Origin of the sequence: Saltatorellus ferox, from assembly GCA_007751475.1 — a bacterium.
Taxonomy (GTDB): Bacteria; Planctomycetota; UBA1135; order UBA1135.
The window spans coordinates 407,111-431,937 of sequence record CP036434.1 but is presented as its reverse complement, the minus strand read 5'-3'; the positions used below and the strand labels follow the sequence as shown (position 1 = coordinate 431,937).

Here is a 24,827-nt window from a genome sequence, read left to right as displayed (position 1 = left end):
GGGTAGAACCTTTCCCCATGGGGCCATGCGCATTCTTCGTTCGGGTCCCGACGTCGCCGGATCGACACCCCCGGGTGCCGCACTGCCCGAGCGCGCAACGATTTCGGAATCCGCATGAATCGCGCAGGGCCCCGCCGCAAAGCGCGGCAGGGTCCAAAGACCCGGAAGTGGTGCATTTTCGATCGCTCGAGCGAAACCGCACGCATGGTTTACACTACGCATCCCATGAAGAACTCCAGCCCACTCTCGATCGCGCCGCTTCCCGCCGCGCCCATCGGGGTTCTGCTCGCCCTCGCAGCATGGCCCTCCCTCGCCTTCTCTTCCCCATCGCCGCAGGCCGTCGTGGCCGAGGTGGTGGCCCTTCCCCAGGACGTACCAGGCGTCACCGCATTCACCGAGATCGCGACCGACCAGGCCGGTTCCTGGGTGGCCGCGACCAACAACGGGAGCAACGCCGAGTTCTACGGCGTTCTCGCTGGCTCCGGCACGAGTACCCCGTCCGCACTGCGGACTCCACAAACCCTCGGTGGCCGCATCCAGGAGAACATTTTCAATCCCCGTGTCCGGGGGGTCGACATCGCCTACACGGCCTATGTCGATGCGCTGGGGCCCGGATTCACTTCGTGGGTGAACGACACCCCCTTGGCCGTTCCGGGCGATGCCATCGGCACGACACTCCTGGAGTGGGGCGGTTCGAGTACGCCGCGCATGACCGCCGGACCGCGCACCTTCGTCAAGGGCTTTGCCCGGCCCCTTGGGAATCCACAGGGGCCATCGACGCAGCTCGTGGTCCGCTATCCCGCGGAGACGATCGTCATCGCCAGCGGCGATACGGTGGCCGGGCTCTCGGGTCCCGTCTCCCAGATTCGCACGTTCGAGTCGAGCCCTGACGGGACCTTCTGGGTGGCAGTGGTGGCCTTCGAGTCATCACTGACCGGCAATGAAGAGATGGCCATCGTCGGGCCCGGCGGCGTCCACCGGACCCGGGTCGGCCTGCTTCCGGTCACGACGGAAGACTCGTCGTTCACGTCATTCACATCGTTCCAGGATGCGTTCACGAACGATCGAAACGACGTCACGTTTCTGGGCCGGGACGACTACGGTCCGGTTCTCTACCGCGACGGTGCCCCTGTGCGACGCGGCCCCTTCACGCAGCTTGTGGACACCACAGCCGACGGATTCGCCCTGACCGACGATCTCTTCGGCAACGGCCTGGGTGTGCTCCTGGACGGAGTTTCCCTGGATCGGATCGGCGCCGATGGCGTGGACGCGAGCGGCAATGGATTCCCTGACGCGGGCTTCGCCCTGGCGGGCCCCCCCCCGGGCTTCAGGCAGTCAGCGTTCCTGGAGGACGGCCGAGTGCTGGCCATCACCTCACTTCAGGTCCCCGGTGGTGGGGTGCAGAATTCCCTCGTGATCGCGAGCCTTGCACTGCCGAACGACGTCGTGTGCGAAGGCGTCCCGAACAGCCTCGGAGTCCCCTCCTCGCTCCGCGCGATCGGACTTGACAAGGCCTCGTTCAACGACCTCGAGCTGCGCCTCATCAACCATGTGGGAGGTTTGACGATCCCGCTCGTGTCCAGCATGTCGGGCTTCGTTGCGAACCCAGGTGGAAGCGTCGGCAACCTGTGCCTGGGCGGCTCCATCGGTCGCGGCCTTGCCTTCACCCCCGACCTCAACACGACGATCCGGATCTACCCCCAGGCGCTGCCACAGCCCGGTGGCTTCGTGGCGGCGCAGGCGGGCCAGACCTGGTACTTCCAGGCGTGGCACCGTGACTTCCAGGCGGGAGCCGTGGTGAGCAACTTCTCGAGCGCCTTGGCAGTGACGTTCCGCTGATCGACGTCAAGACCTGACGTTTCGGTAGCTACCTGGTCCGACCCATCGCCGGACGCGGCATCGCGTCCGCGCTCCGGCGGAGGGTTCCGGCCGCTTCGGTGAACCTGCGATGCCCGAAGTGGCCTCGATGGCCGCCGATGTGGGTCGGGCCTGGTGCCGATTCGGGACTCGTCACTGCGGGAACGCTCTTGGGCGAGCGGGGTATGACCTTTCCGCATGGGGCCATGCGCATTCTTCGTTCGGATCCCGGGAGCACCCGGCCGATGATTCTGGACGTCCGGGACGCGTTCGAAGTGAACGCGCCCGGCACCCTGGAACCCACGACGATGAAGTCCGACAGCCACGCCATCCAGAGCGGCCCGCTCGCCGCCCGCGTCCCCTCCCCCGCCACGATCGAGCGCCTGATGGCCACCCACGCCGGGGACGTTCGTGCCCGCGCGATTCGAACCGCTCTCGTGTTCCCGGCGGGGGAGCCTGCTGCCGAGGTGTCGCGCGCCGAGATCGCCCTCGCCCTCGCGGGTCTGCTCTTCGACGACGTCCAGCGCCGCGTCCCCATGGCCCGCGCCTACGTGGAGGACTCGGTCCAGGCGGGCCACGCCCTCACCTTCGACCACGGCGCGCTTCGCACCGTCGCGACCGACTGCGGCGAGCTCCCCTCCGGCGCGAGCGCCTTCGCCCGCATCCTGGAGCCGCTCGGCTACGCCCGCGTCGGCGTCTACGACCTCTCGGGGATCTCGATGACCGGGTACGCGTTCTGCCACGCCGACCTGCCCGAGGCCATTCCCCAGTACTTCGTCTCCGAGCTGCACCCCGAGCGCTTCTCGGCGAAGTTCCAGGACGCCGTCGCCAGCGTCGTCGGCCAGAGCCACGACCCCCTGACGGACCACGCCCGCCAGATCCTCGAGCGTCTCTCCACGGAAGGCGCTCTGCCCTTCGACGAGGCACGCGCGCTCCTCCCCGAACTCGTCCGCTGCTTCGATCGTAACCACGAGGAGCCGACGGTCGAGGCCTACGAGACCCTGCTCGCCGAGAGCTCCGAGATGGCCTGGATCGCCACCGAAGGCAACGCGTTCAACCACGCCACCGACCGCGTCGCGGACGTGTTCGCCGTCGCTGATCACCAGCGCGCCCTCGGCCGACCGATCAAGGACTCGGTCGAGGTGTCGCGGAACGGCAACGTGATGCAAACCGCCTTCCGAGCGGCCACGACCCAGCGGCTCTTTCGCACCGCCGAGGGTCACCGCGTCGTGCGCGACGTCCCCGGCTCCTTCCACGAATTCATCACGCGCAAGACGCTCGCCGACGGCGCGCTCGACCTGACGTTCGATGCCGGTAACGCCACCTCGATCTTCAAGATGACCGCGGGCCAGGAAGCCGCGGATCGGCAAGAATCGGCCTGATGACCGACACCAGCAGCACCCAACCCGATTCCGCCACCACCGCTTCGCTGGCCCGCGACCTCGGCGACGCGATCGGCGCGGACTGCGTCTTCACCGAGGCGCCCGACCTCGCCGCCTACGAGAAGGGCTGGCGCTACGGCGAAGGCCGCGCGCGTATGGTGCTGAAGCCTCGCACCGTCGAGCACGTCGCCGCGGCCGTCCGCCTCTGCCGCTCGGCGGGCGTCCGGATCCAGCCGATCGGCGCCAACACCGGCCTCGTCGCCGCGTCGAACCCCGATGATTCGGGAGAGATGGCGGTGCTCTCCCTGGAACGCCTCTCGAAGACGATCCAGGTCTTCCCCGAGGACGGCACGGTGATCGTCGACGGCGGGGTGCTGCTCTCGCAGCTGAACGAGGCGCTGGCCGCCCACGGTCGCTCGTTCCCGATCGACCTCGGGGCCGATCCGCAGATCGGCGGGATGATCGTCACCAACACCGGCGGCTCGCGGCTCGTGCGCTACGGCGACGTGCGCGCGAACCTCTTGGGCCTCGAGGTGGTGCTGCCGACGGGCGAGGTCTACACCCAGCTCGACCGTCTCGCCAAGAACAACACCGGACTCGACGCCAAGCAGCTCTTCGTCGGCACGAGTGGAGCGTTCGGCATCGTGACGCGCGCGGTGCTCAAGACCTGGCCGCTGCCGAAACAAACGGTCGGCGCCCTCGTCTGTGCCACGTCCGGCGCCGCCGTCGTCGAGCTCCTCCAGCGGCTGGAGCCTGTGGTCGGTGACTTCCTGAGCGCGTTCGAGGCCATCTCCAGGAACGCGACCGAGGCGGTGCTTCGCCACGGTTCGCTGGAGCGGCAGCCGTTCGCCGAGGGTGCGCCCGCCTACGCCGTGCTGGTGGAGCTTCAGTGCAGCCTCCCCGCCGAGGTGCTCGACCTCGAAGACGTGCTCGGGATGGCGCTGGAGAGCGCGATGGAAGCCATGCCCGAGGGGGTCGAAGACGTCGTCGTCGGCGACGTCGAGGACTTCTGGTCGATCCGCCACCAGGTCTCGGAGTCCCTGCGCGAAGAGGGCCCTGTGCTGGGCCTGGACGTCTCCACCCCTCGAGGGGACATGGCGCGGTTCACCGCCGAGGTGGAGAAACGCGTGCACGAGGTCGCGCCCGACGTACGCGTCTGCGACTTCGGGCACTGGGGCGACGGCGGCAGCCACCTGAACCTCGTCCTGAAAAGGGACATGGATCCGGCCGACCTCGCCGCGCTGAAGCGCAGGCTCCAGTCGCTGGTCTACGGCATCTGCGTCGAGGAATTCGGCGGAAGCTACAGCGCGGAGCACGGCGTCGGTCCACACAACATCGCGGCGTATCACCGATACACCGACCCCGTGGTGAGGCGTCTCTGCGCGTCGATCGCGACGGAACGCTTCGGCACGGTCGATCTATAGAACGGAGACGTTGGTGGGTGGCGGCGCCGACTCCGAGGAGTCAGCACCGCTTACCCGTGTGTCGGTTCTTTCAGTCAAAGGATCAGAACGGGTCGGAAAGCGGCGCAAAACGAGTCTTGCGGCACCGGTTAGGGAATTCCTGCCGCCGAATGCGGAACCTGGAACGCTCGACCCCCCCTCTCGGTAGCTGGCATGCCAGACTTGTGGGCCGCGTCCCCGAAGGCCCGTGAGCTTCGGCGAATGCGCACTCCTTCCACTGCCTGCCCACTCGTTCTCGTTTTATCGCTCCGGCGACGATCGCCGCACTCTCCATGGTCTCCACCCGAATTCTCTCCGCGGGCTTCGCCGTCGCTCTGGCAGCGACGACCCTCTCCTCCCCCGTCCTCGCCCAGGACGCCTTCGAGCCCAACGACGACTGCGTGGCTCCGCCGCTGATCACCATCGGCACCACCGGCTCCCTCACCGCCGGTCCTGACGACGACTACTTCGCCGTCGCCATCCCGGCGAACGCGGACGTCACGATCAACGCCATGGACGGCGCGGGCAACAGCCTCGACGTCGAGCTCTGGGAGTCCGGCTGCGGCAGCTCACTGGCGAGCGCCACGGCGGCTCCCCTGAGCTACTTCGACTGCGGCGGCACCGCCCGCGAGGTCATCGTCCAGGTGAAGGGTGCAGGTCTGACGGACGAGCCGTACACCCTCGAAGTCGCGGCCGCCGAGATCGTCGACGATATGCTCGAGGACAATGACACCTGCTCGAGCGGCTCGCTGGTCGCTCTCCAGTCCTTCACCATGCCGGGCCTCGTGGTCACCGGCTGCGACGAGGACTACTACGTCGGCCGCCTCCAGAACGCGGGCGTCGAGATTCAGATCGACGTGCTGTTCTCCCATGCCCAGGGCGACCTGGACATCGAGCTTTGGAACCTCGGCTGCACGACGCTTCTGGCGAGCTCCACGTCGGTGACCGACAACGAGTCGCTGCGCTACATGAACACCACCGCACCCTCGATGCCCGAGGCGATCGTCGTGCGCGTCTTCATGAAGAACGGCGAGGGCTTCGCGGACTACAGCCTCACGGCCTGCTTCGGGAACAACGTGCTCCCGACCATTGGCAACCAGGTCTGCAGCGCCGTCCCGAACTCGACGGCCCGCCCGGCCACGCTCTGCGCGCGCGGCAGCGACGTGGCGACCGATAACGGTGTGTTCCTCTACGTCGTGGACCTTCCCACCTCCTCCGTCGGCTACTTCATCACGTCGCCGGTCTTCAAGCTCGCCCTGAACCCCGGCGGCTCGCTCGGCAACCTCTGTCTCGACGTGCCCGGACGCTACAACTACGACGCTCTCTTCACGGGCGGTGGCAACGCGGTGTTCTACCAGCCCGACCTGACGAACACCCCCATCGGCGGCGGCGGCTTCGGCGCGGTCATGGCCGGTGAGACCCGCCTCTGGCAGCTCTGGCACCGTGACTCGGTCGGCGGCATGGCGGTCTCGAACTTCTCCACGGCCCTCGGGATCACGTTCCAGTGAGACGGCTCGGGGGTTCCTCACGAGCCTCCGGAGAACGAGCGAAGCCCGCCGCGGCCCCCATCGAGGGAGGCCGCGGCGGGCTTCTTCGTGCACTGTCTTCGGCGCGGGCGAGGAGCCTTCTACTTGGCCGCCTTCTTGTGCGCGTCCGAGGAACGCGGCCCGGCCGGCACCATGCCGTGTGGATCGATGACGAACTTGCGCGCGACGCCGTCGTCGAACTCCTCGTAGCCCTTCGGCGCTTCATCGAGCGTGATGACGCTCACGTTCACCGCGTCCGCGATCTTGATCTTGTCGTGCAGGATCGCCTGCATCAGCTGGCGATTGTAGCGCAGCACCGGTGTCTGCCCCGTGTGCAGCGAGTGCGCCTTGGCCCAGCCCAGCCCGAGGCGGACGTTCAGGTTGCCCGTCTTCGCGGCCTCCGTGTCGGCCCCCGGGTCCTCGGTCACGTAGAGGCCAGGGACGCCGATGCGGCCGGCCGCTCGCGTGAGGCTCATCGCCGTGTTGAGAACGACCGCGGGCTGAGCTTCCTTCGAATGCTCACCGTGGCCGCTGGCCTCGAAGCCGACGCAGTCGATGGCCGCGTCCACGAGTGGCTCGCCGAGGATCTGATCGACCTGTTCGGCGACGTCGCTGTGCTTGGAGAGGTCGATCGTTTCGCAGCCGAAGGTCCGCGCCTGCGCGAGTCGCCGCTCGTTCATGTCGCCCACGATCACGACAGCCGCGCCCAGCAGGTGACAGGAAGCAGCGCAAGCGAGCCCGACGGGCCCGGCGCCCGCCACGTAGACCGTCGACCCCGGCTGGACGCCCGCGTTCACCGCGCCGTGGAATCCCGTGGGCAGAATGTCCGACAGACACGTGAGGTCGAGGATCTTCTCCATCGCCTTGTCGCGGTCCGGGAACTTCAGAAGGTTGTAGTCGGCGTAGGGCACCATCACATACTCAGCCTGGCCTCCGTCCCATCCGCCCATATCGACATAGCCGTAGGCGCCGCCCGCCCGATCGCCATTGACGGTCAGGCAAACGTGCGAATCCTGGCCGCGACAGGCGCGGCACCGGCCGCACGCCACGTTGAACGGGACCGAGACGATATCGCCCTTCTGGAGAAACTCGACGTCGTCGCCGAGTTCGACGACCTCGCCCGTGATCTCGTGACCGAGGATCAGGCCTTTGGGTGCGGTGGTACGGCCGCGCACCATGTGCTGGTCGCTGCCGCAGATGTTCGTCGCTACGAGCTTTAGCACGACGGCGTGCGGTAGCTTCTTGCCCTTGTGCTCCAGCTTCGGAAAGTCGAGGTTCTGGACCTCCACGTTGCGAGTTCCGAGATAGACGACGCCTCTGTTGTCAGCCATGGATGGTGTGCTTCGGTAGGGTCTCGCTCGAGGCTCCTGAATCAGAAGCGCGGCGCGATGACGTTGCGAGAATGGGTAAGCACAGAGGCTCCCAGGCCCGCCTATCCAGGACCTAAAGAAGCGGTGAGCTGCAGGATCTCGGACGCGGTGCGGCGAAGCGATGTGCGCTGCTCCGTGGCCAGAAAGAGAGCGCCGCGGTGCACCCTGCGACGGAACGTACCGATCAGCGCGTCGAGATCTGATTCGGACAGCCCGGTGCCTGGCGCATCGAGCAAGCAGAGAACCGACGACGAACCGGCCGCGCCCAGGCCCGCCGCCAGGGCCAGTCGGCGAGCTTCCCCACCGGATAGCGTTGGCGTCCGGCGCCCGAAGGAAAGGTGCCCGAGGCCGACCTCGACGAGGGCCTCCCGCGCCCGCAGGAGGCGTGCCGGCAGATCCTCCGGTAGATCGACCACAGGCGTGCTCAGGAACTCCGCTACGTTCCGCCCACTCCACTCGACCGCCAGCACTTCGGGGCGATAGCGGCTCCCACCGCACGCCTCGCAGGGCACCGCCAGGTCCGCCATGAAGTCCAGCGCGACGCGGTCGACGCCGCTCCCCGAGCAGGCCGGGCAGCGCCCCTTCGGGCCCATGAACGAGAAGGCCGACCGCGGCAGATCGGTTCCCTCCGCAGCGGCGTGGTAAAGCTTCTGGAGATCACCGAGGACCCCGAGTGCCGTGAGCGGCATGGTGGCCTGGACCGCGGCGCGCGCGTCCACCACCTGATCCCAACGGGTCCGGGCTGCGGCCTCGCGAAAGAAGCGATCGAGGGCGGACACGCTTCCGTCGACGACGACGAACCCGTGCGCGGGAAGCGCGATCTCGCCGTTCAGCGCCACTCGCTCCGCAGATGCGGCGATGGGTTCGCAGGCGGGCGCGAACGCGCGCTCGGTCGGCGCGACGATGGTGCCCCCCGCCCGGCCCGCGCCGGGTCCGATCTCGACGACATGGTCGGCTGCGTCGATCAAGGGCTCGCGGTGGGTCACGGCGAGAACCGTGTTGCCCGCGCGCGTCAGGGCCTGGAGTCGCTCCACGAGCCCCGGAAGCGCCGCATCGTCCAGGCCCGCATCGGGCTCGTCCAGGACGATCGTCACCCCGCTGAGTCCGGAGAACAGGACGCTCGCCAGCCGCACGCGCTGGAGTTCGCTAGAGGAGAGATGCCTCGCGCGTGTCCCGAGCGCCAGATCCCCCAGATCGAGAGACCGGAGCGCGTCGACGCGCTCCGTGATGCCGTGACGAAGCTCGGCCCACGCCGGGTGCCCGCTCGCGTTCTTCGCCAGCGACGCCACCAGCCCTTCGAGCGGAACCGCCTGCGCCTCAGCGATCCCCAGCTCCCCCAATCGGACACTGCGCGGGATCGGACCGAGCCCGACGCCCTCGCATGCCTCGCAACCAGTGGGCCTGAGAACCTCCAGCCAGGCCTTGCCGGTCTTCGTCGCGCCACGCCGCAGCGCTTCCTTCTGGACGAGCGCCAGGAAGCCCTCCCAGGGACCGCGGAAGCGGTGGGTCCCACTGCGCCCGCCCCTGCGGAAGGACCACTCCACCTCGTACTCCTCGTCGCCCGTGCCGTCCATGGCGATCTCGCGCACCCGCGCCGGAAGGTCGCTCCAGGGGCGAGCGAGATCGTCGCCGGTCGCGGCGCGCAGGGTCGCCAGGTACTGGCCGTCGGGCTCCGTGAAGAACGCGCCTGCCTTGCTGCCGCCCAGCGCGCCGCCCGCCAGGGTGAGCTCCGGGGACGTCACGAGCGTCTCGACGTGGGCGCGCAGCACCTCTCCACGTCCCTCACAGGTCGCGCAAGCGCCCTCGGGCCTGTCGGGGCTGAAGTGCGACTGGGTGAGCCCTGCTGGCTCTCCGTGGAGCGTTCCGGCTCGCGCAAAGAGGAGCCGCACGAGGGGGCCGATCTCGGACTGCGTCGCCACGGTCGAGCGAGCGGTGAAGCGCGCGGGCTCCTGGCGCAGGACGATCGCCGGCGTGAGGCCATCGATCGAATCCACGTCCGGTCTCGGGAGCTGATCCATGTAGCGCCGAACCTGGAACGGAAGCGTCTCCGCGTACCGGTGCAGCGCTTCCGCCGCGATGGTGTCGAACGCGAGGGAGGACTTGCCGCTTCCCGAGACGCCCGTGATCGCGGTGAGCCTTCCGTGGGGAATGTCGACGTCGACGCTCCTCAGGTTGTGGGTCCGGGCGCCGCGGACGCGGATGCTGGCGGCGGCCTGCTCGGGGACAGGCGAAGCGTCGGCGCGCGGCGGCAGCTCCGTCAGCGGGCGCACCTCTTCCCAGGTAACCCGTGCGGCCCGGCCGTCGCGTACCTCCGTGAGGCCGTCCGCCGCCTGCCAGACGTGACGGTGGTGGGAGATCGCAAGGACGGTATGGCCTCGCTGGCAGAGTCCCCGGAGCGCGCGCAGAAGGCGCGCGATGTCGCCCGTGTCCAGTCCCCGATCAGGCTCGTCGAACACGAAGAGCGAGGGCTCCATGCGTTCCTTCGAGAGCAGCGTCGCCAGGCGAATGCGCTGGGCCTCGCCGCTGGAGAGCTGCGTCGAGGGCGTGCCGAGTCGGAGGTAACCAATGCCGAGGTCGACCATTGCGGCGAGAGGCGCCGTGACCGCCGGGAGAAGCGACTGAAGCGTGAAGAACTCGAGGGCTTCTTCGATGGAGAGCGCCAGGACCTCCGCGATGCTGCGTCCACACAGGGGAACGTCGAGAACGCGCGCGCCGTAGCGAGCGCCGCCGCAGGCGCCGCAGGTCTGAACCGCGTCTTCGAGGAGATGGAGCCCCACGCGCACGACGCCGAGGCCTTCGCAGTGGGAGCAGCGCCCGCCCTTGGCGTTGAAGGAGAAGTCGCTGGCCGTGAGCGCGGCGGCCTTTGCCTGGGGCGTGTCGGCGAAAGCGCGGCGGATCCCGTCGAACGCGCCGGACCACGTGGCGGGGGTGCTGCGCGACGAGCGCCCCATCGGGCGCGCGTCGACCGCGTGAACGCGCACGCCTTCCGGAACGTCGAGCTCCGTGAAGGGGCCCCCGCGGGCGCTGCCCAGCGCAGGGAGCAGGGTGCCGAACACCAGGGACGTCTTACCCGCGCCGGACGGGCCGATCACCACGTGGAGCTGCCCCAGTTCGATGTGGAGATTGGCGCTCTCCAGGTTGTGGAGCGTGGCACCGCGCAGCTCGATCGCCCCTGTAGAGGGTGCAGATGCTCGCTCGGTGGCGACGGGATCCAACTCCGGCTCCCCGAGCACCCAGTCGGCGCCCGGGCCGCTACCGACGATCCGGCCGCCGTGGGGCCCGGCGCCGGGTCCGAGCGCGACGACGGTATGGGCGCAGCGCACCATGTCGGGATCGTGCTCGACGACGGCGAGAGTGTTGCCGTTCGCCACGAGTTCGTCGAGCATCGCTCGCAGGCCGACGCGGCTCTCGGGATGGAGCCCGAGGGTCGGTTCGTCGAGGGCGTAGAGCGCGCCGCCGAGGCCGCCGGTCAGGTGGGCGGCGAGGCGGAGGCGCTTGGCCTCGCCGGCCGAGAGCGTGGCGGCGCTGCGATCGAAGGCGAGGTGCCCGAGCCCGAGGGCCGTCATCCGATCGGCGCGAGCGACGAGCGTTGGCCGCAGAGCGTCGAGGACCGGGCTGGCGGGCAAGGCGTCGAGCGCGGCGGGGAACATCTTCGCAGGGACCGCGAGAAGCTCGGGAAGCGTGGCGTCGCCGAGGCGCGCCTCACGGCCGACCTTCGCCAGCCGAGACCCTGCGCAGGCGCGGCACGGAACCGACTCGACGAAGCGCAGGATGTTGTCGTTGCGGCTGCGCTTCAGCGTCTCCTCGATCACGGGGATCAGCCCCCGGTAGTAGCCCTCCTCGCGCGGCCGCGCCGTGATGCCCTCCCACTTCATCCGGGACTCGAGGCTGTGCTTGCCGAAGGGCACCTTCAGCGCTCGCGTGCCGTACAGAACGACCTCACGCTGGGCGTCGGTCAGGGAGTCCCACGGTGTATCGACGTCGAAGCCGTGGGCGTGGGCGATCTCGTCCATGACCTCCAGCGTGACCTGGCTGTAGACGGTGTAGCCGTTCTTCAGGGTCGGGACGAGGGCGCCTTCGCGGAGGGACTTCGAGGCGTCGGCGACCAGGAGCGAGGGCTCGACGCGGTCCTCCAGGCCGGTGCCTCCGCAGGCCGCGCAGGCGCCCGCGCTCGTGTTGAAGCTGAAGTGGCCGCGGGTCAGCCTCGGCTCCTCCGGGTGGCTCGCGGCGCGGGCCCAGAGGAGCCTCAGGACGTCCAGGACCCCGGACTGGGTGCCGACCGTCGAGCGCGGGTTGCGGGTGATCGATCGGTGGCCGACCGCGATCGGAACGGGCAGGCCCGTGAGTTCCTCGACGTGGGCGCGTCCGAGCTTGCCGAAGAACTGCCGGGCCTTGGGCGAGAGCGCGCCGAGGTAGCGGCGCTCGCCCTCTCGAACGAGCGTGTCGAAGACGAGCGTCGACTTTCCGGAGCCCGAGGGACCGACGATCGAAGTCCAGACGCCGCGCTGGAGGTCGAGATCCACCCCCTGGAGATTGCGATCGCGGGCGCCGCGGATACGAGTCTCGGATGCGGGACGGTCGGAATGGCTTCTCCCCATGGGACGCACGGTAAGCCCCCATGAAGCGTGCGGACAGCCAGCCCGAAGAGTTCCTTTCCAGAAGAGCTTGAACCGCGCCGCCAGGTACGCTCCCTTACCCGCTTTCGAACGCGACTCGCTCGCGATCCCGCATTCGTTTTCCGCTCGCCGCTTCGCACCCCATGCACGCCATCCAGGAAGAAGAAGAGGAGCCCGAAGGGCTCACGCTTCGGAAGGTCCTGGCCACGGTCTGGGCGGCGCTCGCCGTGGGCGTGCTGGCCTGCATCGGCGCTGGACGGCTCGGCGGCCTCTACTGGACCTTCGATCTCTTCAACCACTTTCACCTGCAGTACGCGGCCATCGGCCTGGTGGGCGCGCTGACCGGCGCGCTCATGGGGCTGCGGCTGGCGACGGTGCTCTTCGCGCTCTCGTTCGGCCTCTCGGCCTTCCAGCTCCTCCCGTTCTTCCAGGAGCCCGCCCCGACCGGGCGCGAGGGGTCGGTTCCCCTCCGGGTGCTCGCCGTGAACGTGCTCACGGCGAACCAGGACCACGGCCTGGTCATCGACTGGATCGTGTCGGAGAACGCTGACGTCCTCGTGGTCCAGGAGACGAATCAGACCTGGATCGACCGCCTGGAGACGGGATTGCTCCAGTACAGCCGCGTCGAGACCGCCACGGTGCGCGAGGACAACTTCGGGCTTTCCCTCTACGTTCGAAACGGCATGGGCGTCGGCGAGGTCCAGATCCTGGCCGACCCTGCGCCGGTGCCGTGGATCGACGCGGAGCTGACGAAGGACGAGCGAACGTTCCACCTGATCGCCCTGCACACGATGCCGCCGGTCAGCTCGTCGGCCGCGAGGGATCGCCGCGAACAGCTCGACGCCATGGCGATGCGGGCCGAATCGATGCAGGGCCCGGTCGTGGTCGCGGGTGACCTGAACGCCACTGTCTGGTCCCACGACCTGAGGCGAGTGCTGGAGCGCGAACGCCTGCGTCCCGCCTGCTTCGGCCATGGCCCGTGGGGCTCCTGGCCCTCGCCGCTCTGGTTCACCGGAAAGATCCTGATCGACCACGTGCTGGTGACCTCGAGCGTGAGCGTGAAGGACTTCCGGGTCGGCGTGGACGTCGGTTCCGATCACCGGGGCATCGTGGCGGATCTCGTTCTGTAGCCAGTCATTCCCGCATTGGGGCGCTCGAACCCCCCCCCGTGTACGGGTTGTGTCAGCAACTTCCTGACCACTCGCGCCACATGTGATCCGATGTCGAACCGGAAGGCATGGAACATAGCCCTTCGCCTTCTACCCTCCGCTTCTCCGAGCACGCCCGCTCACTCTTCGGCCTTCGCCCCGGCGGTGGCGCCGCGACGCTGGAAGCTCCGCCCACTCACAAACCCCGGTTCATGGCGGGCCAGAGCCGAGCGCGCGTCCTCCTGGTCGAGGATGACCAGCACCTCCGTCACGCCCTGAAGGAGCGTCTCACCCATGACGGATGCGACGTGTCCGAAGCGGCCGATGGAGTCGCCGCGCGATGGAGCCTCCTCTCCTGTCGCTACGACGCGGTGATCATGGACCTCACGCTTCCGAACACCAGCGGAGTCGACGTGATGAAGGAGGTCTCCCGCAACAAGACCCTGCCGCCGATCCTGGTGCTCACGGGGGGCGAGGCCGACGAGCGCGATCGCGCCCGGGCGATGGGCGCGACCTTCGTGCTGAAGAAGCCCTCCCCCTACGCTGAGATCGCCGACGCACTCGATCGTTTGCTGGGATGACCAGGCCAGGTCGTTCCTCTGGGAAGTTCTTCGGATTGAGTTCGCGGTTCTGAGGAGCGTGGGAACAGTAGGGGTGTGCACTCCCACCGCCCCCAGTCCCGCGCGATGGCCTCCCCCGCCGTCCATGCGTCCCTGAACCCGGCCGATCTCGCCTGGCTCAAGCGGGTGGCGCGCGCGCTGCTGCGGAGCGAAGGCGACGCCGACGACCTCGTGCAGGACACGGTCGTGGCGGCGCTTCAGGCGGGCCCCGCGGACGTCACCTCGAGCCGCAGCTGGCTGCGCTCCGTCGCGGGGAAGCTCGCGGCCCGACGCCATCGCGACGCGATCCGGCGCGGCGATCGCGAGCGCAGCAGGGCCACGGAAGGAAGCGCTCCGTCGAGCCATGAGCTGGTGGCCGCCGCCGAGGCCGCCGAGCACGTGGCGGGCGCCGCGCGCAGACTCCAGGAGCCGTTCCGGCGCGCCGTGCTGGAGCACTACCTGGAGGAGCTGTCGGTGGCGGAGATCGCGGCGCGCTCGGGGGCCAAGGTCGACACGGTTCGATGGCGACTGCGAAGAGGCCTGGAGCTGCTTCGAGAGGACCTAGCTCGAGAGAACGCAGGTGACGCGGAGAACAGTTCGTGGGCGCTCGCGCTCCTCCCGCTCGCGCTGTTGCCCGAGAAAGCGCTCCCGGTGCCGACCGCGCTGTCCATTTCTTTCCCGGCCACTGTCTCCAGCCTGGTCTTGACCATGAAGCCACTCCTCGCCGTCGCGGCGGCTCTCCTCTGCGCCATCGGCTTCTTCGTAATTCGTCCTGAGAGTCGATTTGAATCGCCCAACGAGGTTTCCGCCGTGCGGCGCGAGTCCGAAGCTCATCTGGAGCCGCAGAAGACGCGCCCGCAGGGCGCGCCGCAGGCCCTCGCTCGAGTCGAGTTGCGCCCGGATGTTTCGGCCAACACCGCGGCGTCCGGAGATCGCGCTGCCGGTGACGTCACTCGCCTGCAAGGTCGCGTCGTGGGCGAGCGCCAGAGCGGGATCGAAGGCGCCGTCGTCTTCCTCATGGACCCGCACCCGGATGAGGCGGATCGCGCGCTCCTTCCGCCACGCACCACCACCGGTCGCGATGGCGCGTTCACGCTGGAAAGCAGGGACGTCGAGCGCTGGCTCTCCCGCCACGACGGCGAGGTTCGGGTTGCCGCCGTGGCGAACGGCTATCTGCGCTCGGAAGGCCTGCCCATCGCGCGGGGCCCTGCAGGAAGCAGCGCGCGGGAGCTCGTGATCTCGCTCGATGCCGGCCTCTCGATCGATGGCCGCGTCGAGGGCCCCCTCGGCCAGCCCGTCACGGAACTCGCTCTCTTCATCCATTCGCCGTTCGTGAACTCGGACAGCCTTTGCGCGACGCGCGTTCTGATGGAAGGCTCGAAGCGTCAGCTTTCGCCGCCGGAAGGGTGGCCATATTCCCAGTGCGAAGGCCGCACGAGCGCGAACGGATCGGTGTCGTTCGGCGGCCTCGAGCCTGGATCCTACACCGTTCGATCCCTCGATCCCGGCTGGGAGATCACGGGCCCCGAGTGGGCGGAGGCGGGCAGCGGCGGCCTTGTCTGGCAGGCGGAGCGGCGCTTCGGCGTGCGTCTGGTGGCCACTCGCGGCGGGGTCCCGGTTCGGGCGGACGAGCCGCGGATCCAGCTCGACGCGCCGAAGATGACCGCGAAGTTCGAGCTCACGCTCTGGACGGCGGACGGGCGAAGGATCGCCACCGGGCGGTGGTTCGGCTCCGGCAACGGCGAGGTCAGCTTCACCCTGACGCCCGACCTGGTGCCTGGCGTGGAGCTGCACGAGATCGACGCGGTGAGGTTTCACGGCGACGCCACGCTCGCAGGAGAAACCGTGGAGTGGATCTCACCGATGCTCCGGCGCGCGGACCTCGATTCGGAGGTGGACCGCGTCCCGGTCGAGTTCACGGAGAAGCCGAGCGAGGAGGCATTGTCGAGCGAACTTGCGGACGACGACGCGATCCCCGCTCGCACGGCGCGCGTCGAACTCGATGTGCGGTACCTCGAAAGCGGCGCGCCGTTCGTGGACGACCTGAGCATCGAATGGACGCGCGTGCCCGAGCCGGACGAGGAGGGAGAGACGCTCACTGGCGGCGTCCGTGGTGAGCGGCTGGGTAGCGGCCGCTACGGAATCCGTGTGCCCGCTGGCGCCGTCGTCTTCGAGGTCCAGGCCGCGAACGCGTCCGGAAGCCTCCCCGCGTGGCGCGGCCGCGCCTCGTGCTCCGCGACCGGAACGACGGTGGTGCCCGTGGAGCTTCGAGAAGGAGCGACCGCCCTCGTCCAGCGTCCTCCGGGCTGGAAGGGCGAATGGTTCGTGCGCGCTTCGTATCGCGTGGCTCCCGAGGATGACTGGTTCGGAAGCTGGAATTACAGCACGGCGGGCGATGAGCTTCGCCTGGACAGCCTGAAGCCAGCCGAGTGGCGCTTCGAGCTCAGGGAGCGCAGGGCGGGCAGCGAGGCGCCGGAAGTTCGGACCCTGACGCTCGTTCCCGGCGACGTGCTCGAAGTCCGCTGACCCCCCGAGGGCTCCTTCGCCAGGCAAAAGAGAAGGTCTCCCGTTACGCTCTTCCCATGCAGAGCCAAGCCGCCACCGTGAAGGAATACCTCGCCAGCCTCGACCCCGATCGCCGAAAGGCCATCGAGGCGGTCCGCAAGGTCATCAAGGCCAACCTCGATCCGAAAATCAAGGAGGTCATGAGCTACGGGATGATCGGCTACTGCATTCCGAAGAGCGTGTACCCGCCGGGCTACCACTGCAGCCCGGAGCAGCCGCTGCCCTTCATGAACGTGGCCTCTCAGAAGAACCACATGGCGGTGTACCTCTTCATGATCTACGGCAACGAAGGCGAGGTGAGCTGGTTCGAGACCGAGTGGAAGAAGACGGGCAAGAAGCTCGATATGGGCAAGGCCTGCCTGCGCTTCAAGAAGCTGGAGGACGTGGCGCTCGATGTGCTCGGCGAAGCGGTCCGGCGGATGCCCGCCGACAAGTTCATCGCCCAGTACGAGGCCGTGCTCGCCAGGGGATCTGCCGGGAAGAAGAAGGCAGCCACCAAGAAGAAGGCAACGAAGAAAAAGGCCGCCAAGAAGAAGGCCATTAAGAAAGCCGTGAAGAAAGCGCCCGCGCGGAAGAAGTCCGCGAAGAAGACTGCCACCCGCGAGAAGCCGTCCTAGACAATTCGGGCCATGACCACTTCACGCGAAATTCAGCTCCCGTCCGACCCGGCCGCCGCCGCGGCCGCGCTCCGCGAGGCCTCGATGGAGACCGACGTCGTCGTCTTCAAGAAGAGCCCCATCTGCCCCGTGAGCACGCGCGCCGAGTTCGAGTTCAAGACGTGGCTCAAGTCGGTCCCGGACTCCGAGACGACGCGCTTCGCGATGATCGACGTGATCGCGGAGAAGCCGCTCGCCCGGGGGCTCACCGCCGAGCTCGGCATCGACCACCAGTCGCCCCAGGCGCTCTGGTTCAGCGGCGGCGAGATGAGCTGGCACGACAGCCACGGTGCCCTGACGCGGGACCGATTCGCCGCGGGCGCGGGCGCCTGACGCGACCCGGGCGTTTCGGTACGCTACGGCGATGAAAGCCACACGCCGCCAGTTCGTTCAGGGTCTCGGGCTCGCCGCTCCAGCGCTCGCTTCCAGCACCGCCTTCGCCCAGAACCCTGCGCCCGAAGCGTCCCCCGAGGTTCGGCTGGACGCCGTTCTGATCCTCGTACGTCACACGGAAAAGTCGGATGACGACCGGGTGAACCCGAGCCTCTCCGAGGCGGGCGAGGCGCGCGCCGAGGCGTTCGCGCGGATGTTCAGCGCCGCGAGCGTCACGGGCCTCGTTCACACGGAGTACAAGCGCACGCGCGATACTCTGGCGCCACTGGCCGAGGCACTCGAAATCGAGAGCGAGACCATTGGAGCCAGTGAGATGCCGAAGCTGCTGGAGCGCCTGAAGAGCGCGAAGGCGGGCGAGGTGATCGCCGTGGCGGGACACTCGAACACGATCCCGGCGATCGCCCATGCGTTCGGTGTACTGCTACCGGACCTCGATCCGGTGCCGAAGGGCTCAACGGCCGAGCACGGATACCTCCCCCACGAAGCGTACGATCGAGTCCATGTGCTGACGCCCGGGAAAGACCGCGTGAACCTCCTTGAGCTGCGGTACGGAAAGGCGAGCGACTGACCGGCCGGCCAAAAGGCCTGCGGTACCGAACCCGGCCTACAACCGCGACGTTTCCCGGCGGTACCGAACCCGACCCAAAGCCGCCACGTTTCGTTCGAAGGGTCTCCCTTCGAACCGAAACGTGGCGGCTTTGGGTCGGGTTCGGTACCGCCGCCTTTCGGTGCTGCGAATCAGAAGTTGTCTTCGGTGATCCTTCGCACGCGAATGATCGCCATGCGCTGCATGCGCGAGAACTCGAGCGCCGTGATGTCCCCGCGATTGCGGGCAATCTCGAAGCGCCTGATCGCGATGGCGAGCCGGAGGCGAAGCATCTCGACGCTGAGACCACCCGCTGCCGCTTCCGTTCCGCTGGACGTCAACAGCGAGAACTCCAGCGCGGCTATGACCCTGGCGCGGTAGCTGTCAGGCTCTGGGGCATCATCGAAAATCTCCGTACCGTGGAGCCATCGAAGAACCGCAGACTCGAAGACCTCTTCGCTCCACTCTTCCGCACGAGCGCGGGCGACGAAAGAAGCAATACCATCCGAGAGACGAGCATTCACCACCTCGAGGCGAAGAAGCTCTACGTCGAACACGTCGATGCGGCCTTGCTCGATGCGCTGAAGAAGAGACTCCGCGGAAGCGACGAGATCCGACCGAAGCTCGCTGGTGAGCTTTACGCGAAGCCACTGCGATCGTAGATCGCTCACGAGGGAGAAAGCCCTCCACTGGCTCCCCCTCTTGCTCGTCTCGACGAGCGACTCAAGTGAGTCGAGGTAGCCCTCGACCATCACATCTGCGTTGATCTTGACGAGCGGATCGACGTGCGAATTCTGGCTGTCCCTGGCAGGCAGCGCGAAACCGGAGTGGCTCGCGAGCAATGCGAGTGCCACCGCGGATGCGGGGAATAGATTGATATTCGAGAGTGGTGAGTGAAGGTGGCCCCCCGAGCGGCGGCCGACAGCTGGGCTATCGGGGCGCTCGGAGAGGCGCCTTCAGCGACATCACGCGATCTCGCGCAGAAGTTCCGAAGTGCGACCTGTATCAGCAACTTCTGTCTCGCAATGGAAACGTGGCGGCTTTGGGTCGGGTTCGGTACCGCTGGGTTCGGTACCGCGTCGACGGAGTCAGTCGACCGGCAGGTTGTATTCGCCCGCCGCGCCGCTCACCAGCACCGGCGCCGCCGCCCCGCTCGGGTCCACCCAGTAGAGTTCGGCGCTCTGGTCGCCGCCCTGGGTCGCCGATTCATCCGCCACGAGCAGTCGATCGCCTGCGGGCTTCACGGTCACCACGGCCCCCGGCGTCGACACGCCGTAGATCAGGTCCGCCGTCGCCAGCGTACCGTTGCTCGGATCGCCCCTGCGCAGCAGGCGGACGTCGCCGCTCTCGGCGAGCAGCGTGAGCGCGGTCGCAGACCGGCCCGCTGCCAGCGCATAGGTGTCCTCGACCAAGGGAGAACCGAGGCGGTGATCGAAAAGCTCCTCGGGAGCTGTGACGCCCGTCGGATCCAGCCCGAAGACCGAGAACGTCGAGATGGGCAGCGCCGTGAAGTACGCCTGATCGCCGAGGACCTGGGCCAGCGCCGGCGAGAAGTTCGCCGCGTCCGGAGCCGCCACCAGCAGCTCGAAGGTCCCGCCAGCCTTCGGCACGCCGATGAGCCTGCGCGTGCCGCTGCCACCGATCATCGTGAAGATCACGCGATCGCCCACCGGGACGAGGTCACTGAACGCCGCGCCGCCCGCGCCCACGCTGTTCGTCTGGGCCAGAACCACCGGCGCACTTCCCGGCTCGCGGGACAGCAGGGTCGCGCCGTTGATGTCATCGCGTCCGATGAACATCCGCTCGCCGTCGAAGCGGCCGAGCGCATAGAGACCACCAGCGGCCGAATCCAGGAGCGCGGGGGCGGCGGCGCCCGCGTCCAGCGCGAGAAGCTCGCCCGGCCGCGTGAAGTAAAGCGCGCCCTTTGGACTGATCGCAACGGATTCCACGCCGAGCGCGAGCGTCCCGGAGCTCTGGTCGACCGACAGGCGCCGCAGCTCGTCGGCGACGCCGCCAAGGGTCGCCATACCGTGGTAGCTACCGGTCGCGTCCATGAGCATTCCGAGGACCTCCGTCGTGCTGGAGACGAGCACGGACGCGCTCGCCTCCTCGATCGCCTGAAGCTCGATCATGACGCTGTCGCTCGCCCGCTCGCCCACGATCACCGTCGTCGTCTGCGCCAGATCGACGTACACCGAGAGCTCCCGGATCGACGTCCCGTTGCCCGCGAAGACGCGAACGGGCGGCAGCACCGCTCGCTCACCGTTCGCGTCGAACCGCTGGGCGAGGTCCACCCAGAAGATGTCGCCGCCCGCCGTGTAGACGAGCCCGTCGCGCGCCGTGGTCACGGTCTCGCCCGTCATCCCGTCCAGCACGCGGCGCTCGACGATCTCCGCGATTCGCTGGACCGAGAGGTTCGTCGCGCCCGCACCGAGCACTTCACTCCCGAGCGAATCCACCAGCGTCACAGGAGCCTCAGGCGACTCCGGCGGGATCCCCATCAGCGCCTGGGCTCCCTCCACGTCTCGAAGGAACGGGATCATGGGCTCGCCGATGGACGGCCGCTCCGCGGTCACGATCGCCGTGTACTCACAGGGGCCGGATCCCAGGATCTCGATGTCGAACTCCCCGGCTCCCTGCACCCCGCCCGGCGCAATCGTCAGGAAGGAGCCCGCCACCATGTGCACTTCATCGCCGCTCGCAAGCGTGTCGCTCCCGAAAACGTCGAGGCGCGCACCGGACAGAGAGCCCTCGAACTGCAGCTGATCGCCGTCCTCCAGAGCCAGCTCGACGAGGAACTGGTTCTGACGCTTGGGCCAGAGCGTGGCCCCGAGGATCTGCGTCTCACCCACGGCGGTGCAGCTACCGTTGACGGTGTCCGTCTCCAGCGTCCAGCGCCAGTCGCCGCGCACGAGCGACGTCTGAGTGGCATCCGCCTTGAACGCCTCGACCGCGCCCGTGAAAGCGCAGTCGACGCCCCCCTCGGTACGAACCGCTTCGAGCGGTCCGGAGAGCTTGTTCAGGTTCGCGGCGATCGCCCAGGTGGCGGACGGTATCTCCAGCGTCACGCCGCCCACGGTGGACGAGCCGCCGAAGACGAGGCTGCTGTCCATCTGCAGGCCCGCGAACTCGAAGGCCGAACCGGGTTCACCGATCCGCACGACGAACTCGCCGCTGGCGACATCCTCGATCTCCATCGGGAGCGCACGGAACGAGCTACCGTCGCAGTCCAAGCCCTCCTGGAAGAAGTTCCAGGCGCCCCCGAGTTCCACGGTCTGCACCACGGGGATGACGCCGCCAGCCTTCCCCCCGCCGTCGTTGCAGGAAGCCAGCGCACAGAGCACAAGAACGGGAGAGAGAGACCTCGAAAGGTGAGGAGCGCTGAAACGATTCATGGGTGCATGGGCCGGATGGCCACGGGATCCATGAACTGTACGCTCCCCGACCGGGCGTTCCAACGACCTCCGGACCGCTACTCGAAGTCGATCGTCAGACCGTCCGTGAAGTTGGACGTCGGCTGCCCCTGGAAGCTGTCCCGATACCAGGCCTGGAAGTTCCAGCTCTGGCCCGCCAGCACGCTCTGGGGCGGATTCGTCGGCACCAGAGTGAGATTGATCCGCGTGCTGATCGCCCGGGCGCTCCCCGAGTTCTGCACTTGGAGCGAGAAGCGAGCGACGTCCGCACTGATACACAGGTTGCCCCGACTACCGCCCGGTCCCTGGACGAAGCCCTGGGTCCGGGAGGTCACGAAGAAGCCCCAGCTACCCGGGGGCAGGAGCGAGGCGCGGAGCGTCAGGTCGTTGTCCAGGGCCACGCGGCTGCCCGAGGCAGACATCACGGCAGAGGCACCGGCGCTGTTCACCACGGCGGGGCCGCAGTAGTTCTGGCCGAGGTCCGGCACGCTGTTCCCGTTCGCCGGATCGCTACCGCCATCGAGTTCGTCCCGGTCAAAAGCTCCGTCGAGGTCACGGTCGATCCCGAGCCGCACCTCGGTGCCGGACGGAACGGCCATAAGAGTGATCGGCGTCGCCGGCGTCGCGAGCGCCATCAGCGCAGCGAAGTCGAGCTGCTCCGCAGCGCGGTCCGTCTGGAACGACGCGCCCGCCGAGTACGCTGCCCCCCGGGGCAGGCCGCCCACGACGCCGCGCGCCACCATCCCGATCCGGCTCAGGTCCGCCTCGGACCGCATGCCCGCCACGAGCGCCGCCGCCGCCGGATCGAGCGTCGCGAAGTCCGCGATCGTGACCTGGGTGCCGACGCCCGCGTGGGTGTCCTGGCTCTCGGTCCCCGGCGGAAACAGCGGGTTGCTCGCGCTGCCGTTGGGCAGGTCCGAGCCGCCGAAGGCCAGCATGAAGGCGATCATGTTCGCGAGCCCCTGGTCCCCCTGGAACTCGAACGCCGGCGACGACAGGAAGAACGCCAGTGACGGGATGCTGCCGTCGTGCAGGAAGCCGAAGCCCGCCTGGACGCTCGACTGGGTGAAGTCGGCCCCGACCTTCTTGTAGGAGCTACGCAGCTGCGCGGTCTTGATCGCCTTGTTCGTGGAGCCGTCCACGGAAACGAGCGCGTGGTGCTTCTCTCCGTTCGGACCTTCGGGGAAAGGGACGTACTGGCTTCCGTTGAAGCGCACGTCGGCTCCCATGCCCGTCGGCAGGGTGTGGCACGTGACACACGCAAAGGGACCGTCCAGGGTAGTCGGCGGCGTGTAGCGGTTCAGTCCGTTCTGGGCGTTTCCGTTCGGGAGCGGCGTCCCCGCGGGCGAGAATCGGCCCACGCTGAAGTGCCCCGGCAGCGGAAGGTCCGTCGGCAGGGTGTTGTCGAAGTTCCGATAGGGATTGGGCGGAAAGTGGATCGTGCCCAGGAAGGCCGCGAACTCGTCGACCTCAGCCACGCTCGGCGTGGCGTCGTCGCCCTGGAGCCCCTCGAACGCGGGAAGGAAGCCGGCCAGCCCGTCGCGGTCGCCGCGCCAGTGGAACGGCTCCTTGCCGATGATGTCCTGGAAGGTCTGGGTCGTCATCGGCCCCTTCATCGGATGGAAGTCCTCGAAGCCGACGTTGAGCCCGGGCAGGTTCATCCCGAGGTTCTGCGCGCCGGAGTCCTCGACCAGGCCCGCTGGATCCCCGAGGTCCCAACCCAGTCGATCGGTGCGCGCGTCGACGTGGCAGGACGCGCACGAAACGTGGCCAAGACCGGAGGTGGCGTGCGTGTCGTAAAGGTGCTTTCGACCTACCTTGATCGCCAGGGGCGAGGGGTCGTGGAACGCCACGCGGCTGACCTCGGCCGCCGCCGCGAGGTCGATCGTCGAAACCGACGCATCGAACTTGTTCACAACGAACGCGCGCCCGCCCGCGTCATCGATGGCGATGCCGGTGGGCCCTTCCCCGACCTCGATCGGCGTACCGATCCGCGATCCCGCCGCGTTGAACACGGCGACGTTGTTGGACCCCATGCCCGTCACGTACCCGCGGGCACCGTCGCTCGTCCATGCGATCCCGCGCGGATCGCCGAGGGACAGATCGCGGGTGGCCTGGGGGACCGTGGAGGTCTGGTAGGTCAGGTGTGGGTTCGTGTCGAGGACCGCCACGCCCAGGGTCGACTCGTCCACGATCCCCATGACGACGCGCAGGAAGACACCGTTCAGGTTCGGCTCGAACCGAACCTCGTTGGTGGAATCCGTGCCGACGACCGTGATGTCGCCACTCACGGGATGCACCGCCAGCGCCATGTTGAGGTTCATCAGCCGATCGGCGTAGCTCACCCCGAGCGTCGCGGCGTCGATCACCGCCACGTCGTGATCGGTCACGTCCCAGCCGACCACGCGACCGGATTGGGCTGCCTGGGGGCCGCTGACGAAGTTCGTCCAGTCGCCCCCGTTGTCGTCCATCCACTGGCCAGCGGCGTTCTTCTTGACGATCAGACCCACACGCGGCGGCGGCGGGTTTCCCGGACGCATGGCGGGCACGAAGTTCGTGCCGCTATTGGGCGGCGGGTTCTGACCGCCGTACGGACCGCTCGGGTTCGACACGACGTTGGGCAGCACGAGCGTCGAAGAACCGTCGAGGCCGCCGCCGAGCACGGTCGACCCGTTGCCCGACTCGAAGACCGCCACGTAGACCGTCGAGCCGTCCGCGCTCTTCGCCATCGCGCGCGGCTCCTCGCCGAGGATCGGGACCTGGGCGAGGGGCGCCGCGGTGGCCGCGGGATCGAAGACCTGCACGAGGTTCGCCTGGGAGCAGCTCACGAAGGCACGTTCGGGCGATCCCGCGAAGATCACATCAGCGGGCTCGTCCGCGGTGTCGACCGTCGCCACGACCGAACGCTGGATGAGGTCCACGACACTGATCGAGTCGGAGATCGAGTTGACCACCCAGACCTCGTTGGCTCCGCGCTGCCTCACCGAGATCGGATCGAGTCCGACCGGAACGTCGAAGAGTCGCACGGGAACGCTTCCCGAGACATCGAAGACCTCGAGGCGCGCATCGGGCGTGTTGCAGACGAAGAGCCGCTGGCCCGCCGCGTCGAACGCGATCGGAGAGACGTGCGCGGTCTCCCAGTTGACGAGTTGCTGCGCGGCCGCCGTGGAGGCAACGACGGGAGGAGCGGCCAGCGCGAGCGCCGTGAGAGTGAAGTTCAGCATGGGAGTCGATGGGGAGATGGGGAGCACTCTCTTATGCGGCAGCGGAGCGA

The 24,827-nt window shown here is 68.2% G+C and carries 15 protein-coding genes; 10 read left to right on the top strand and 5 right to left on the bottom strand.

The window, feature by feature from the left end:
• Window positions 1-225 precede the first annotated feature (225 nt).
• The 4 genes from Poly30_RS01595 to Poly30_RS01580 all read left to right on the top strand — a co-directional run bounded on the left by Poly30_RS01595 (window position 226) and on the right by Poly30_RS01580 (window position 6,189).
• A complete protein-coding gene (locus tag Poly30_RS01595) occupies window positions 226-1,839 on the top strand; it encodes a hypothetical protein (RefSeq protein WP_145194272.1) in 1,614 nt (537 codons plus the stop codon).
• A gap of 404 nt (window positions 1,840-2,243) precedes the next feature.
• Complete coding sequence (locus Poly30_RS01590) at window positions 2,244-3,239, top strand: 2-oxoadipate dioxygenase/decarboxylase family protein (RefSeq protein ID WP_145205892.1); 996 nt, start codon at window positions 2,244-2,246, stop codon at window positions 3,237-3,239.
• Window positions 3,239-4,663, top strand: a complete 1,425-nt coding sequence (locus Poly30_RS01585; RefSeq protein ID WP_145194271.1) for an FAD-binding oxidoreductase — start codon at window positions 3,239-3,241, stop codon at window positions 4,661-4,663. Before Poly30_RS01590 ends, Poly30_RS01585 begins: the two co-directional genes overlap by 1 nt.
• A gap of 311 nt (window positions 4,664-4,974) precedes the next feature.
• Window positions 4,975-6,189 carry a hypothetical protein gene (locus Poly30_RS01580; protein WP_145194270.1) on the top strand — a complete coding sequence of 405 codons (1,215 nt, stop codon included), beginning with the start codon at window positions 4,975-4,977 and terminating at the stop codon, window positions 6,187-6,189.
• 119 nt (window positions 6,190-6,308) lie between these two features.
• Here the strand turns inward: Poly30_RS01580 and fdhA are convergent, their stop codons facing one another.
• Both fdhA and Poly30_RS01570 read right to left on the bottom strand, forming a co-directional pair.
• Window positions 6,309-7,538, bottom strand: coding sequence for a formaldehyde dehydrogenase, glutathione-independent (gene fdhA, locus Poly30_RS01575; RefSeq protein WP_145194269.1), 1,230 nt, complete (start codon window positions 7,536-7,538; stop codon window positions 6,309-6,311).
• A gap of 101 nt (window positions 7,539-7,639) precedes the next feature.
• A complete protein-coding gene (locus Poly30_RS01570; protein ID WP_145194268.1) occupies window positions 7,640-12,175 on the bottom strand; it encodes an AAA family ATPase in 4,536 nt (1,511 codons plus the stop codon).
• Between the two features lie 161 nt (window positions 12,176-12,336).
• Between Poly30_RS01570 and Poly30_RS01565 the strand changes: the two genes are divergently transcribed.
• The 6 genes from Poly30_RS01565 to Poly30_RS01540 all read left to right on the top strand — a co-directional run bounded on the left by Poly30_RS01565 (window position 12,337) and on the right by Poly30_RS01540 (window position 18,122).
• The gene (locus tag Poly30_RS01565; RefSeq protein ID WP_145194267.1) at window positions 12,337-13,323 is read left to right on the top strand and encodes an endonuclease/exonuclease/phosphatase family protein; all 987 of its coding nucleotides are present in this window, start codon (window positions 12,337-12,339) and stop codon (window positions 13,321-13,323) included.
• A gap of 107 nt (window positions 13,324-13,430) precedes the next feature.
• Window positions 13,431-13,922: a response regulator gene (locus Poly30_RS01560; protein ID WP_145194266.1), complete on the top strand. Its 492-nt coding sequence runs from the start codon at window positions 13,431-13,433 to the stop codon at window positions 13,920-13,922.
• A 105-nt stretch (window positions 13,923-14,027) separates the two neighbouring features.
• A complete protein-coding gene (locus Poly30_RS01555; protein WP_145194265.1) occupies window positions 14,028-16,466 on the top strand; it encodes an RNA polymerase sigma factor in 2,439 nt (812 codons plus the stop codon).
• Window positions 16,467-16,522: 56 nt separating this feature from the next.
• Complete coding sequence (locus Poly30_RS01550) at window positions 16,523-17,122, top strand: DUF1801 domain-containing protein (RefSeq protein ID WP_145194264.1); 600 nt, start codon at window positions 16,523-16,525, stop codon at window positions 17,120-17,122.
• Between the two features lie 12 nt (window positions 17,123-17,134).
• Complete coding sequence (locus tag Poly30_RS01545; protein ID WP_145194263.1) at window positions 17,135-17,494, top strand: monothiol bacilliredoxin BrxC family protein; 360 nt, start codon at window positions 17,135-17,137, stop codon at window positions 17,492-17,494.
• A 31-nt stretch (window positions 17,495-17,525) separates the two neighbouring features.
• Entirely contained in the window at window positions 17,526-18,122 is a 597-nt protein-coding gene (locus Poly30_RS01540) for a SixA phosphatase family protein (protein ID WP_145194262.1), read from the top strand.
• A gap of 170 nt (window positions 18,123-18,292) precedes the next feature.
• Here the strand turns inward: Poly30_RS01540 and Poly30_RS01535 are convergent, their stop codons facing one another.
• The 3 genes from Poly30_RS01535 to Poly30_RS01525 form a co-directional block, all read right to left on the bottom strand.
• Window positions 18,293-18,994 (bottom strand): hypothetical protein, encoded by a 702-nt coding sequence (locus Poly30_RS01535; RefSeq protein WP_145194261.1) that lies wholly within the window; start codon window positions 18,992-18,994, stop codon window positions 18,293-18,295.
• A gap of 234 nt (window positions 18,995-19,228) precedes the next feature.
• Window positions 19,229-21,535: a hypothetical protein gene (locus Poly30_RS01530; RefSeq protein ID WP_145194260.1), complete on the bottom strand. Its 2,307-nt coding sequence runs from the start codon at window positions 21,533-21,535 to the stop codon at window positions 19,229-19,231.
• 77 nt (window positions 21,536-21,612) lie between these two features.
• A complete protein-coding gene (locus tag Poly30_RS01525; protein WP_145194259.1) occupies window positions 21,613-24,777 on the bottom strand; it encodes a YncE family protein in 3,165 nt (1,054 codons plus the stop codon).
• Window positions 24,778-24,827 lie beyond the last annotated feature (50 nt).